At 70.5% G+C, this 12726-nt stretch carries 13 protein-coding genes and 1 pseudogene; 5 read left to right on the top strand and 9 right to left on the bottom strand.

What is annotated here, in order from left to right; all coding sequences use genetic code 11:
• Positions 1 to 15: 15 nt before the first annotated feature.
• Complete coding sequence (locus tag FBY41_RS10875) at positions 16 to 1158, bottom strand: ferredoxin reductase (protein WP_141844280.1); 1143 nt, start codon at positions 1156 to 1158, stop codon at positions 16 to 18.
• A gap of 97 nt (positions 1159 to 1255) precedes the next feature.
• On the opposite strand from FBY41_RS10875, the gene FBY41_RS10870 reads away from it, so the two are divergent.
• The 3 genes and pseudogenes from FBY41_RS10870 to FBY41_RS23940 all read left to right on the top strand — a co-directional run.
• Entirely contained in the window at positions 1256 to 2488 is a 1233-nt protein-coding gene (locus FBY41_RS10870; protein WP_141844279.1) for a helix-turn-helix domain-containing protein, read from the top strand.
• A gap of 86 nt (positions 2489 to 2574) precedes the next feature.
• Complete coding sequence (locus tag FBY41_RS23945) at positions 2575 to 3624, top strand: hypothetical protein (RefSeq protein WP_141844276.1); 1050 nt, start codon at positions 2575 to 2577, stop codon at positions 3622 to 3624.
• Positions 3621 to 3938: pseudogene (locus FBY41_RS23940) on the top strand (DUF1294 domain-containing protein); the annotation flags it as partial. The gene FBY41_RS23945 and the pseudogene FBY41_RS23940, both read left to right, overlap by 4 nt.
• Positions 3939 to 4081: 143 nt before the next feature.
• Here FBY41_RS23940 and FBY41_RS10855 read toward each other — a convergent pair.
• Together FBY41_RS10855 and FBY41_RS10850 are read right to left on the bottom strand one after the other, a co-directional pair.
• On the bottom strand, positions 4082 to 4867 hold the full coding sequence (locus tag FBY41_RS10855) for an oxidoreductase (RefSeq protein ID WP_141844274.1): 786 nt from the start codon (positions 4865 to 4867) through the stop codon (positions 4082 to 4084).
• A gap of 2 nt (positions 4868 to 4869) precedes the next feature.
• Positions 4870 to 5670 carry an alpha/beta hydrolase gene (locus FBY41_RS10850; RefSeq protein WP_141844272.1) on the bottom strand — a complete coding sequence of 267 codons (801 nt, stop codon included), beginning with the start codon at positions 5668 to 5670 and terminating at the stop codon, positions 4870 to 4872.
• 231 nt (positions 5671 to 5901) lie between these two features.
• Here FBY41_RS10850 and FBY41_RS10845 point away from each other — a divergent pair, with 231 nt between their 5' ends.
• Complete coding sequence (locus FBY41_RS10845; protein WP_141844269.1) at positions 5902 to 6876, top strand: LysR family transcriptional regulator; 975 nt, start codon at positions 5902 to 5904, stop codon at positions 6874 to 6876.
• 91 nt (positions 6877 to 6967) lie between these two features.
• The gene (locus FBY41_RS10840) at positions 6968 to 7309 is read left to right on the top strand and encodes a Rieske (2Fe-2S) protein (RefSeq protein ID WP_141844267.1); all 342 of its coding nucleotides are present in this window, start codon (positions 6968 to 6970) and stop codon (positions 7307 to 7309) included.
• Between the two features lie 52 nt (positions 7310 to 7361).
• Here the strand turns inward: FBY41_RS10840 and FBY41_RS10835 are convergent, their stop codons facing one another.
• The 6 genes from FBY41_RS10835 to FBY41_RS10805 all read right to left on the bottom strand — a co-directional run bounded on the left by FBY41_RS10835 (position 7362) and on the right by FBY41_RS10805 (position 12726).
• Positions 7362 to 8687, bottom strand: coding sequence for a fibronectin type III domain-containing protein (locus tag FBY41_RS10835; RefSeq protein ID WP_185749021.1), 1326 nt, complete (start codon positions 8685 to 8687; stop codon positions 7362 to 7364).
• Positions 8688 to 9019: 332 nt separating this feature from the next.
• Positions 9020 to 9625 carry a DUF1349 domain-containing protein gene (locus FBY41_RS10830; protein WP_141844263.1) on the bottom strand — a complete coding sequence of 202 codons (606 nt, stop codon included), beginning with the start codon at positions 9623 to 9625 and terminating at the stop codon, positions 9020 to 9022.
• A gap of 112 nt (positions 9626 to 9737) precedes the next feature.
• Entirely contained in the window at positions 9738 to 9998 is a 261-nt protein-coding gene (locus tag FBY41_RS10825) for a hypothetical protein (RefSeq protein WP_141844262.1), read from the bottom strand.
• A 304-nt stretch (positions 9999 to 10302) separates the two neighbouring features.
• Positions 10303 to 10854: a hypothetical protein gene (locus FBY41_RS10820; RefSeq protein ID WP_185749020.1), complete on the bottom strand. Its 552-nt coding sequence runs from the start codon at positions 10852 to 10854 to the stop codon at positions 10303 to 10305.
• A 181-nt stretch (positions 10855 to 11035) separates the two neighbouring features.
• Positions 11036 to 12121 carry a redox-regulated ATPase YchF gene (gene ychF / locus FBY41_RS10810; RefSeq protein ID WP_141844260.1) on the bottom strand — a complete coding sequence of 362 codons (1086 nt, stop codon included), beginning with the start codon at positions 12119 to 12121 and terminating at the stop codon, positions 11036 to 11038.
• Positions 12122 to 12189: 68 nt separating this feature from the next.
• Complete coding sequence (locus FBY41_RS10805) at positions 12190 to 12726, bottom strand: histidine phosphatase family protein (RefSeq protein WP_141844259.1); 537 nt, start codon at positions 12724 to 12726, stop codon at positions 12190 to 12192.

Here is a 12726-nt window from a genome sequence, read left to right as displayed (position 1 = left end):
GGTGGCGCGGCGGCGTCAGTGGTCGATGACGCAGGCGCCGGCGGCGGCAGAGATGCAGGTCTGGATCGGCACGCCGCTGCCCTCGGTCTCGCCGGGCGTCGCGGTCGTGACGGCGCCGGTGCGCAGGTCGCGCACGGCGCCTTCCTTGAGCGGCAGGACGCAGCCGAAGCAGATGCCCATCCGGCACCCGGACGGCATGAGCACACCGGCCGCCTCGGCGGCGTCGAGGATGGGAGTCGCGCCGTCGGCGTCGACCGTGGTGCCGGCGCCCGAGCTCGAGCCGGTGAAGTCGACGGTGCCGCCTTCGCCGACGACGAGCGTGGTGACGCGGAACTGCTCGGTGAGCAGGTCGAGCCCACGGGCGTCGTGGTGGTCCTGGAGCGCGTCGAGCAGGCCGCCGGGACCGCAGGCGAGGGTCGAGCGCTCGTGCAGGTCGGGCACGAGCGTCTCGAGGTCGGCGACGTCGAGGACGCCGTGCTCGTCGTCGTAGCGGGCGACGAGCCGGATGAGCCCGGCGGCATCGAGCGCGCGCAGGTTGTCGATGAAGATCGAGTCGGGCTCGCTGGGTGCCACGTGGAGCACGACGATGTCGTATGCCGCGGCGCGGGCGAGGCGCACGACGCCGCCGTCGGCGACGGGATAGAGGTTGCGCAGCATCCCGATGACGGGCGTGACGCCGGAGCCGGCCGTGACGAAGAGGAACTTGCCTCCGTCGGTCGGCAGGACGAACTCGCCCTGGGCCTGCTCGAGGTGCACGAGCGTGCCGGGGCGAGACTCGCGCACGAGGTGAGTGCTGACGAGGCCGCCGGGCACCGCCTTGACGGTGATGGAGATGAAGCCGTCGGGGCGCGGACCGTGGGTGAGCGAGTAGGCCCGCCACTGGCGGATGCCGTCGACGTCGACACCGATGCGGACGTACTGGCCGGGCACGTGACCCGCCCAGTCGGCACCCGGTCGGATGACGATCGTGGCGGCGTCGGCGGTCTCGGGGTGGACCTCGACGATGCGCCCGCGCAGGTCGGCGCCCGGACGCAGGGGGTCGAAGAGGTCGAGGTAGTCGGCCGGCAGCAGCGGCGTCGTCGCACGCTCGGCGAGCCTGACCAGTCGTCGGCGCAGCGACGGTCGGTCCGGTCGGGTGGAGGGTGCGGTCAGGCTCATGTCTTCAGCATGACTGACAGGCAAGGGTAATATCCTGACCGCTGAGCGTGAAGTGTCCGGGAACTCTTGTGCGGAGGGAACAGTTATGGCCGCGAAGGTGACCAGCGCCACAGTGCGCGGGGCTGCCGCCCTCCAGATGGACGACGCGGTGCTCCGTGTCCTGCGCGAGCGACTGCCTGCCATCGCGACGACGACGATGGCGGCGGTCGTCGACGAGGTCCCCGACTACGCAGGCGCCCTGGGAGGCGCCGCCGGAGACACCATCGAGAAGGCCGTGCAGATGGCGATCGCCGGCTTCCTCAAGCTGGCCGGCGGTGGTCGCGACGTCGACCCCAGCACACCGCTCGGCCCGACGCGCGAGGGCGCCTACGCGCTCGGAAGGGGGGAGGCGCGGGGCGGGCGTTCGATGGACAGCCTGCTCGCGGCATACCGCGTCGGGGCGAGGGTGTCGTGGCGCGAGCTCGCCCGGACCGCTGCGGAGGCGGGCACGCCCGCGACGACCATGGCGAAGTTCGCCGAGCTGCTCTTCGCCTACATCGACGAGCTGTCGGCTGCGAGCGTCGCCGGCCACACCGACGAGCTGACGACGAGCGGGCGCGTCCGTGACCGCTACCGCGAGCGCCTCGGCCAGCTGCTGCTCTCCGGCGCCGGCGCCGACGTGCTGACCGCTGCCGCGGCGCGGGCCGAATGGACTCCCCCGACCTCGCTCACCGCAGTGCTGCTGCCGGCGGCCGAGGCCCGGCGCGCGCTCGCGCCGCTCAGTGTCGACACCCTCATCGTGGGCGAGGACCTCCAGGGGATCGAGGAGGTCGACCCCGACCACCCCCTCACCCTCCTGCTCGTCCCCGACGCCGACGGGCCGGGCCGGCGCCACCTGCTGCGAGCGCTTGCAGGTCGCCATGCCGTTTGCGGTCCGCCCCGTCCGTGGATCGACGCACGGTCGTCCTTCGACCGGGCGGCACGCGCCCTCGCGCTCCACCCGGTGTCTCGGGGCGGCGAGCCGATCGACAGCGAGCGGCATCTCGCCGACCTCGTGCTCACGGCGGACCCCACCGCGGTCGCCGACCTTCGCGGCCAGGTCCTCGAGCCGCTCGCCGAGCTCGCCCCCGCGACCCGCGACCGGCTCGCCGAGACGCTGCTCTCGTGGCTGCTCCACCAGGGGCGTCGCGAAGAGGTGGCGGCCGAGCTGCACGTGCACGCGCAGACGGTGCGCTACCGGATGGCTCAGGTGCGCGAGCTCTTCGGCGACAGCCTGGCCGACCCCGCGGTCGTGCGCGAGCTCGTCATCGCCCTGTCGGCTCCGAGTGCGGCGCCGGCGACTCGGCGCTGAGGGCGTCGGGCCCATCCGGCGGCGGGTGCGCACAAGAGTGCTCCGTTGTCGTCTGCCTGCACCGGGTCGTGGCTACGCTGCACAGCATGGCCATCGAGCTGATCGAACACCGGATCACCGCGCGCGTGCCCGAGCTGACGAACCCCACGAACACCCTCGAGGTGCCCCTCAGCATCCGGGTCGACCCGCTCACCGGGCACACCTCACGCATCGTCTCGGGCACCAAGCTGTCGCCGACGGAGCGCCCGGACCTCACCGAGCTCACGGCCGACCCCCCGTTCTGCCCGTTCTGCGCCGGCATGATCGAGCGGGCCACGGGGACCTTCCCGACCGAGGTGGTGCCACAGGGTCGCGTCCGCCGCGGCAAGGCTGTCGTCGTGCCCAATGTCCTTGCGTACTCAGAGTTCTCGTCGGTCGGTCTCTATGACACGACCCGGCACTTCCTCGACCTGCCGGACCTCACGGCGTCACGCGTCGGCGACCTGCTCGGCGCCCTTGTGGAGTACACCTCGGCGCTGCACCGCATCCGCCCGATGTGGTCGTCGATCAACGCGAACTACCTTCCCCCGAGCGGGAGCTCGCTCATCCACCCGCACGCGCAGTCGGCCCACGACGACATCGGCACGACGCTGCAGCGGCTGCTCGTCGAGCGGTCGGCGGCCTGGCGCGGCGATCAAGGAGGCTCCGCGTCGGGCGCGGGCTCGTTCTGGGACGAGCTGCTCGCGCAGGAGCAGGGCGGGCCTCGATGGGTGGGCCGGGTCGGGCGCGTCTCGTTCCTCACCCCGTTCGCCCCGATCGGGTTCCACGAGGTGTGGGCGGTCGTCGACGGGTGCCGAGACGTCGACCAGCTGACCGACGCCGACTGCGCCGACCTCGGCACGGGGATGTCGCGAGTCTTCGGCACCTACCGGGACCTCTCGCTCACGTCCTTCAACTGGGCGCTCTACGGTGGCGGTCCGACCCCGCCCGACGGCTGGTCGACGCTGCTGCGGATCGTCAGCCGCAGCAACGCCGAACCCATGTATCGCAGCGACGTCACCTACTTCGAGAAGCTGCACGCCGAGGCGATGATCGACCTCACGCCCGAGGATCTCGCGACGACCCTGCGCCCGCACTTCGGCGGCTCAGCGACGTGACTGACCGGATCTCAACACGTCGCCGGAGCAGGCCCCGCGGCGGACTCGCGCGGGGCGTGCCGGTGGCGCTCGGGGTGGCGGCGCTGTTCTTCGCCCTCCTGCTCTGCCTCGCGCTGCTCGGCGAGCTCTCCGCCATCGTGCTGGCCGTCTACGGCGTGCTCAGCCTCGTCGCGTTCCTCATGTACCGAGCAGACAAGTCCGCTGCGACACAAGGACGTCGGCGCACGCCGGAGTCGACCCTGCACACGATCTCCCTCCTCGGCGGATGGCCGGGCGCACTGGTCGCGCGGCCGGCCTTCCGGCACAAGACGAGGAAGCAGCCGTTCCGCAGCATCTTCTGGGGAACGGTGGTCGCCAACTGCGTCGCACTCGCTGCGATCGTCTGGTCCGGGCCGATCCTGCTCCTGAGCGCGTCGAGTTCAGGCCGCCGGGGAGAGCCTGACGGTAGGCCGATTGCTCAGGTCGTCGGGATGAGCCCGCCGTCGATGGTGACATCGGCTCCGGTGATGTTGCCGGCAACGTCACTGGCGAGGAACGCGACCAGGTTGGCGACCTCGTCCGGGCGCGTGAAGCGTCCGGTCACGGAGTCCCGCGCGGCGGCGGCTGCGACGGAGGACGGATCGGTGCCCTCTCGCGCGGCCACGGCGGCCGCGACCCCCTCGGTTCCGAGCCACAGGTCGGTGCTGACCGGCCCGGGGCTGACGGTGTTGACCCGTATGCCGTGTGGTCCGAGCTCCTTGGAGAGCGACTTGCAGAAGCTGCGCAGTGCCGCCTTGGCAGCGCTGTAGTCGATGACCAACGGGTCGGCGAGAGTCGCGTTGACCGAGCTCGTCGAGATGATGACGCCCCGACCGCGGGCGAGCATCATCGGCAGCGCCGCGCGGGTGGTGCGCACCGCCGCCATGAGGTTGAGGGTGTAGGACATGGACCACTGCGCATCCGTCACGGCCATGAACCCGTCGAGTCGCGGCGCGACCGCTCCCACGTTGTTGACGAGGATGTCGAGCCGGCCGCGTCCGGCGGCCGCGTCGACGAGGTGCCCGACGCCGTCCGGCCCGCTGAGGTCGGCGGCGACCCAGGTGACCGCGCCGGACCTGCTGAGGGCGTCGAGCTCAGCGGACGTGTCACGAGCTCCTGCGACCACCGTCACACCCTCGTCGGCGAGCACCCGGGTGATCGCGAGGCCGATGCCCTTGCTCGCCCCGGTGACGATGGCGACTCGCCCGGCGAGACCCAGGTCCATGGTCAGAGCCCGTGCTCGTCGAGCCAACCGAGCACGGCGGTGGCGACCTCGCTCCACCCGCTGTCGATGGTCAGCGAGTGGCCGCGACCCTCGAACTGGCGCAGCTCGGTGACAGCGGTGGACGTGCGGTACTGCTTCAGGGTGGACCTGGTCACGACGTCAGGCACCGTGTGGTCCTCGAGGCCCGAGATGAGCAGGAGTGGTCCGCGCGCGCTGTTCTTGGTGTCGACGGCTGCCTCGGAGTGCATCGAGAAGTTGGCGGCGGCCGCCTGGAAGAGGGGCCTCGCAGGAGACGGGATGGTCCACTTCTCGTACAACGCGTCCGACTCCTCCTGGGTGAGGGCATTGCCGAAGCCGTAGCGGAACTCCTTGGAGGTCAACGAGACTGCCTTGTTCCGGTTGGCGGGGTTGCCCAGGGCAGGGAGTCCTGCGCGGAGCTGCGCGAGCGGCAGTGGCAGGACCCCCTTGATCTGCGCGGGGTCGATGGCCACGGCTGCTGCGCCCTTGCCCTGGCCGAGCAGCTTCTCGGCGATGAGCCCGCCGAACGAGTGCCCGACGAGGACGGGCGCGTCCGGGAGCTTCTCGATGATGGAGGCGTAGTGGTTGGTGACGTCGTCGATGCCCAAGCCGGCGACGTCGTCAGCCTGCTGCCTCGCGAGCTCGACGGTCTCGCCCTCCCGGGGCCACCCGGGCGCGCTCGGGGCATAGCCGGTTTCACGGAAGGCCTCCACCCAGGGACCCCAGCTCGAGGAGTGGAGCCAAAGGCCATGGATGAAGACGACGGGACGCTGTGCTGCAGTCATGACGAGCCTTTCGACGAGGGGTTCGACCGGCCCACCCACGAGGCCGACCAAGGTGTCGCACGAGGCGACGCACTCAAGGCTGACGTGGCCGGGCGAGCGGTGTCCAAGACCTGTTGGGCCGCAATCGATAACCACGAGGCCTCCTCATGAGGCGGTCTGCTCACTACGGTGGGCCCACAGGGCTCGCGGAGGGCTGGCACCCGTCCGGTGCCTCACACCACGGAGGGTCGGATGGAGCTGGACCTGCGGTTGGTGCGCTACTTCGTGGCGGTCGCCGACGAGCTGCACTTCGGGAGGGCCGCCGCGCGGCTCTACGTGAGCCAGCCGGCGCTGTCGAAGCAGATCCGCAAGCTGGAGGACCAGCTCGGGGAGACGCTCCTCGTCCGCGACAGCCGCCACGTCACCCTGACCGCCCGGGGGGAGCACTTCCTCGAGCATGCCAGGCGCCTGCTGGCCCTGGCCGACACGATGTCGCAGCCGGCCCGTCAGGAAGGCGTGAGCATCGCCCACGTCTTCGAGCTGTCGACGAGCCGGCTGGTTGCCGACGCCTTCAGCCGGGCAGAGCCCGACATCCAGCTGCGGGAGCATGCGATGGACAGCATCACGCAGCTCAACGCACTCATGCAGGGACGCCTGGACGTCGCCATCCTCCGGGTCACCCCTCGCATGCGCATCGCACACCCGAGCGGGTGGCGGCACCGGCTGCTCCGCCTGGAACCCTTGGTCCTCGTGGGGTCGGAAGCCGGTGACGGAGCATCGACGGCCTCGTTCCACGAGCGACCTCTCAGCGTCTTCGCCGACCCACCCGACTCCGGCAGCTACAACGCCCACGGGCAGTACCTCACCGCGCTCGAGCACCGCGTCGGTGTCACCATGCGATGGCTGGGCACTCCCGGCGCCTTCAGCCACTGCGTCGCCCACGTGCGGCGTGCCCCCAGCTCCCACCGTTACCTCGAGTTCCTCAGCTACGCAGAGAAGTACGTCGAGGTCGGGCTGCCGATGTTCTGGCCCGAGGAGATCCAGCCCTACTACCCATGGTCCCTGGCATGGCGCAGCGACGACGTCGCTGCCACGACGACCGCGCTCATCGAGGCCGCCGTCGGACTGGCCGAGGAGCTGGACTGGCTGACGCTGGAAGGGGGCGCGCCGCATACCCCTGCGTGGATGCCCGACGACGAGCCCGCGTGGCGCGACGTCCCGCGGTGACGCACACGGCCCGGGAGCAGCTCAGGCGTCCGTCCCCGCACGGCTGTGCCACCATGAGAGGAGACAGGGACCACCGCATGAGGAGCAGGCCATGAGCTCTACCCGGATTCCCGCGTCCGACGTCCCGCCCGGCTCCGTCACCGGCTCCGGTGACTATGCCGTCGGCAACAACGGCGAGTACTTCGCCGTTGGCCGCAAGTGCCGCCACCTGCGAGCGGACCTCGCCGAGGGCAGCATCGACGAGAACGGCTGCCTCGTGTGCCCGTGGCACCAGGCGGCATACGACGTGAAGACCGGGCAGATGACGCGTGGACCCCAAGGCATCTTCGCCAAGATGCCCGGCCTCGACTCGTTCTACCTCGCCCTCACCAAGCGGTGGCCCTTGCGCCGCGGCAGGGTCACCGTCGACGGTGACGACCTCCAGGTCGACTGACGTCGACGCGTCATGATGTGGCCAGGCCTCAGCCTGGCCACACCGTGGCCTCTCACTTGGTTGCCGTGACCGACGTCGTCACCGTGCTCGCCGGACAGTAGGAGCGCAGGTTCCCCGAGCTACCGGCCGCCGTGTAGGGGCTCGCCACTGTCAGCGTTCCCTTCCACGAGGTGACCGACCAGATGTTCGACTCGAGCGCCGCCTTGGTCACGGTGAGGTTGAGCCGGATCGTGTTCTTGACGTCCACGGTGCCGCTCAGGCCCTCGCAGTGCGAGACGTGCACCTTCGTGGAGCCCTTGTAGGTGCCGTTCGACGGGCTGACGGTCACGGTGAAGGGGTGCGAGGCGAACACGCCGGACACCACGGCGGGGCAAGGCCCGACCGTGCACTTGGAGGCGAAGTCCCATGTCCACTCGAACGTCTGACCTTTCGCGGCAGACCCGCCGAGAGTGACGCCGCCCGACACCTTGGTGACCTTGCCGTTGACCGGCCACGAGCCCGCGAGGTGTGCGCTCGATACGGGCGGCGTGCGCGTCTTGACCTTCAGCGCGGCCGGCGGGTCGGAGCGAACGCCGGCCTTGATCGTGAGCACGGTGTAGGCGTAGGTCGTGGCCGGCGTCAGACGGCGGTCCGTGTAGGAGAGCGTCGACGCGGGGACGGTCCTGATCTCGGTGCCGTCACGCACGACGGCATACCCGTCGGAGGGTGGACCCGCTGTCGGAGCCGACCACTGCAGCGTGACCGCGTCCGGCGTCACCGAGCTCGCCCTGAGCCCGGTGGGCGGCGCCGGGAGAGTCTCGGCGAAGAGCTCCGCCGACGGCTCCGAGCGGCCCGCGCCCGACACCGCGACCACGACGTAGCCGTATGCCGTGGCGGGTGTGAGGCCGACGTCCACGTAGCTGGTCTGCGCGCCGGGCACGGACCCCACCTCGGCACCATCACGAGAGATGACGTACTGCTCGGGCGCGATGCTCTGGGCCGGCGACCAGCCGATCGTCAGGCTCGTCGCGCCGCTCAGGCTCACCGTGAGGTCTGCGGGGGTCGCCGGCAGGGTGCGCACGACGACCTCGGCGGACGGCGCGGAGCGCTTGCCCCCCGACGCCCCGATGACGACGTAGCGGTACGAGGTGTCCGGGGTGACGGTGTTGTCCACGAAGCTCGTGACGCCCGCGTCCACCGAGCCCACCTGGGTCCCGTTGCGCTGGATGAGGTACTGGTCGACGCTCGGGCCCGATGTCGACGGGCTCCAGCTGAGCTGGACCGAGGTCGCGGTGATCGTCTGGCTGGTGGGGGCCCCGGGGGCCGAGGGGACCCAGTTGCGCCACACCATCCAGCCGACGAGGGCAAGCACGACTGCGAGACCGGCGGCAAGGGCCACGAACCACCACCGACGCCGGTGCGTGGGCTGGCTCGGAGGACTCGGCGGAGGGGCAGACGAGAAGGTCGCAGGTGGGGTACCTGCGACCGGGAGGGCGAGCGTGGGCTCTGACGGCGGGGGTGAGGCTGCGGGCCCCGCTCCCCCAGAGCTGTCCGGACCACGGGGCTCGGCATCGGAACCCGGAGGGAAGATCGTCGGCGTTGTCATGACGCACCTCCTGCGGTGGGCCGCCCTGCACGGCTCGTGAGGGGCCGCGTCTCGCTGCCACTTCCAGACCACTGCCTGCAGCCTCCCGGCGCCAGAGGAGAAGGTCCCGGAGGCCGCGGCGCGGCTCAGTGAAGGGAGGAGTCGGGCTCGCCCGTCCGGTATCCGGTGAAGGTGACCACGAGGCCCGAGCGCGTCGGGGACGCGCAGTAGAGACCTCCGGTGACGGTCGCGTCGGGGTCGAGGTGCGCGACGCGGACCAGACGCCAGGCGTCCCCGTCGACGCGAGCCCGGACGGTGATCGCGTCACCGCTCCGGCTGGCACGGATCGTCACCTCACGCCCGGCCCACTCCGGAACGGGCGCGACCGACCAGTCGGAGGTGCCGTGCGTGACCACGGCGCCGACCTGCGGCAGCCCGTCGGACACCTCGACCCCGGCCTTGATCCACTCCGTCGGCGACTCCCTGATGAGCAGACCCGCCTGGTCGAACTGCTGGTCGTAGTCGAGGACGAAGGACACCTCGATGGCGACCTCCGTCGTCATCGGCGCGAGGAGCCCGTGCTCCGTCTCGTGCACGAAGCCGTATGCCGTGTGGCGCCAGGCGTCGCTCCCGCGGGCAGCGGTGACGAGAAGTCCGCCGGCTCCCCACTCGACACCGACCGGGCGCGTGGTCCAGCTGCCGAGGGCGGCGAGGCTCTCCAGATCGGAGATGGTGGCATCGGCGGGCGTCATGGTCTCTCCCTCGTCAGGTCGCTCAGCGGTCGAGCCGGTCATGCGGTCCAGGACAGATCCTGCTGAACGCAGACAGGTTCTGCCAGTGACCTCCGCCTCAGAGCCCCAACAGCTATGCGCCGGCGAAGATGGCGAGCCAGAGCAGCAGCACTGCGAGTCCGGCCAGGGCGAGGGAGAGCAAGCCGGGGAACGGTCGGCGCTTCTCCTTGCGGTCCAGGATGATCGACGTCACGGCGACGGCGATCGCGGGGGTCGCCACCACCACCGGGATCAGCGCCTCCTGCAGCCCCGGGGCGTAGTCGGCTCGGATCCGGGAGTCGGCGATCCCGATGAGCATCATCGGGGCGACGTAGCAGGCCGTGAACGCAGCCAACCCGATGGCGATGTTGCCCCAGACGCGATATCGCTGCGAAGGAACCGGGACCCACGAGACGCCATCCCACCATGCCTTTCCGTCGGGGCTCAGGTGCGGCGCCGGCACCCACTCATAGCCGTTCCAAAACCTTGGGACACCGGCGCCCATGACGAGCGGCGGTTCCCGCGAATCGATCTCTCTCTGAGCCGCATCCTGCGGTCGTGGTTCCCGGCGGCGTCTCCGGCCGGGAGCCGGCGGCGGAACGGGGTCCGGATATCGATAGGTCATCCCCATCACCCCTTGGCGCAGGCCCGATCGGTCTTCACGTCGTGTGCGCCTTGATCAGCCCGTTGAGGAACGACTCGGCCTCACGTTGTGAACGGCCGACGACGAGGGCGGTGGTCTCGTCGCCCGGCCAGACCAGGGCAACCCTCTCCTGTCCGTCCACGGTGACGTGAGCGGCGCCGACCCACTGTCCGGCAAGGGTCAGCTCGCTGAACTGCGGGGTCGCTGAGCCCACCGCCCACTGAAGCAGGCCCTCCGCGAACAACGGGCGCTGAAGGTCGCCCGCGGCCGCCTTGTTGACCTTCAGGAGCAACATGTTGAGCACGTGCTCGCCATCCTTGAGCACCTTGTGCTCCGGGGTGGACTGGTTGATCGACTCGACGAGGGCCTTTGCCATCCCCGGCAGGGCGCTGTCAGCCTCGACGTCTCCGTAGGAATAGCCAGCGACCTCCGGGGGCACAGGAAGACTGGTTGAGGCCGGTGACGTCGGCGAGGCGGTTGGCGTCGGAGCGGTGACGGACACCGCCGCGGTCGGCGTGTCCCCCGCCGAGCCCGACACGGCAGTGCCGCAGGCACCCAGAACGGCCACGAGGACTCCTGCTGTGACAGCCGCCGCAGCCTGCGTCGGTGATCGCGATTCTCTCCTCATGGCCGCCTCCCGGACCGTTTCCTCGATGCCTGACCCGACGCTATGAGGCTCGCCGGGTCACCCGTAAGAGGCTTAGGTCCCCGCATCCGGGGCTCTAGGAAACGGTTGCGACGGCTGCGGATCAGACGTTGAAGCGGAACTCCACCACGTCTCCGTCGTGCATGACGTAGTCCTTGCCCTCGATGCGCACCTTGCCGGCCGCCTTGGCCGCCGCCATCGACCCGGCCTCGACGAGGTCGTCGAAGCTGACAACCTCGGCCTTGATGAAGCCGCGCTGGAAGTCGGTGTGGATGACGCCGGCGGCCTGCGGGGCGGTCCAGCCCTTGCCGATCGTCCAGGCCCGCGACTCCTTCGGGCCGGCCGTCAGGTAGGTCTGCAGGCCGAGGGTGTGGAAGCCCTGCCGGGCGAGCTGGTCGAGACCGGACTCCTCGGCACCGAAGCTCTGAAGCAGCTCGAGGGCCTCCTCGGGCTCCATCTCCATGAGGTCCATCTCGAGCTTGGCGTTGAGGAAGACCGAGTCAGCCGGCCCCGCCAGCTCGCGCAGCGACGCCTGCAGCTCGGTGTCGGCAAGCTGGTCCTCGTCGAGGTTGAAGACGTAGATGAACGGCTTCGTCGTGAGCAGCCCCAGCCCCTTCGCCTCGGCGAGGTCGACCCCGGCGGCCGGTCCGGCGGCATACAGCGTGTGGCCCTCCTCGAGGACCTTCTGCGCGGCGACGGCGTTGTCGAGGGCCGCCTTCTTGTCCTTGTTGATCCGCGCCTCCTTCTCGAGGCGGGGCACCGCCTTCTCGAGCGTCTGGAGGTCGGCGAGGATGAGCTCGGTGTGGATCGTCTCGATGTCGCTCGCGGGGCTCACCTTGCCGTCGACGTGCACGACGTCGCCGTCCTCGAAGGCGCGCACGACCTGGCAGATCGCGTCGGCCTCGCGGATGTTGGCGAGGAACTTGTTGCCGAGCCCCTCCCCCTCCGACGCGCCTCGGACGATGCCGGCGATGTCGACGAAGCTCACCGTCGCGGGGAGGATCTTCTCCGATCCGAAGATGCCGGCGAGCACCGCGAGGCGCGGGTCGGGCAGCGGGACGACCCCGACGTTCGGCTCGATCGTCGCGAACGGGTAGTTCGCGGCGAGCACGTTGTTCTTGGTCAGCGCGTTGAAGAGCGTCGACTTGCCGACGTTGGGGAGCCCGACGATTCCGATGGTGAGTGCCACGAGGACAAGAGTTTAGTGGCGTTCGGCGGCCTCTCCGACCACGCTGCCGTATGCCGTCCGCCCGGGTCTCACCGCAAGGTCCACTCCCAGCCCGGTTGCCAGTCGAACGGGGCGGTGACCGCGTCGGCCAGCGGCGTGCCGTCGAGGAGGTGCTGGAGGGCCCAGCGGTTCGCCGAGTGCGCGACGAGCAGGACCCGGCCGCCGTCGAATTCGGCCCGGATCTGGTCGAGCAGGTCACGGGTCTGGTCGACGACCTGGGCATAGCTCTGTCCGCCCGGGAACGGCTCGTCGACGTGCCGCAGGCGCTCCCGCTCGAGATCGCTGACGCGGCACCCATTGAGCTCGCCGTAGTCGCACTCGCGCAGGCGGGCGTCCTGCCGGATCGGCACGTCGGAGCCGACGAAGGCGATGGCCACCGTCTCGACAGCCCGGGCGAGATCGGAGACGAGCACGGCGGCATACCCCTGCGGTCGTCGTCGCTCGCCCATCAGGGCGGCCTCGCGTCGACCCCGCTCGGAGAGCCGGCCCGGAAGCCAGCCGGTGGCGACGCCCTGCTCGTTGTCCTCTGTCGTCGCGTGCGTCTCGTAGGTCAGCCGGACGGCCAC

Source organism: Humibacillus xanthopallidus, from assembly GCF_006716675.1.
Taxonomy (GTDB): domain Bacteria; phylum Actinomycetota; class Actinomycetes; order Actinomycetales; family Dermatophilaceae; genus Humibacillus; species Humibacillus xanthopallidus_B.
This window is presented reverse-complemented; position numbering and strand designations above follow the sequence as displayed.

Bases quoted from the DNA above. Each gene is read 5' to 3' on its own strand.
- FBY41_RS23945 (WP_141844276.1), top strand. From the start codon at position 2,575: ATGGCCATCGAGCTGATCGAACACCGGATCACCGCGCGCGTGCCCGAG.
- FBY41_RS10855 (WP_141844274.1), bottom strand. From the start codon at position 4,867: ATGGACCTGGGTCTCGCCGGGCGAGTCGCCATCGTCACCGGGGCGAGC.
- FBY41_RS10875 (WP_141844280.1), bottom strand. From the start codon at position 1,158: ATGAGCCTGACCGCACCCTCCACCCGACCGGACCGACCGTCGCTGCGC.
- FBY41_RS10845 (WP_141844269.1), top strand. From the start codon at position 5,902: ATGGAGCTGGACCTGCGGTTGGTGCGCTACTTCGTGGCGGTCGCCGAC.
- FBY41_RS10850 (WP_141844272.1), bottom strand. From the start codon at position 5,670: ATGACTGCAGCACAGCGTCCCGTCGTCTTCATCCATGGCCTTTGGCTC.
- FBY41_RS10830 (WP_141844263.1), bottom strand. From the start codon at position 9,625: ATGACGCCCGCCGATGCCACCATCTCCGATCTGGAGAGCCTCGCCGCC.
- FBY41_RS10840 (WP_141844267.1), top strand. From the start codon at position 6,968: ATGAGCTCTACCCGGATTCCCGCGTCCGACGTCCCGCCCGGCTCCGTC.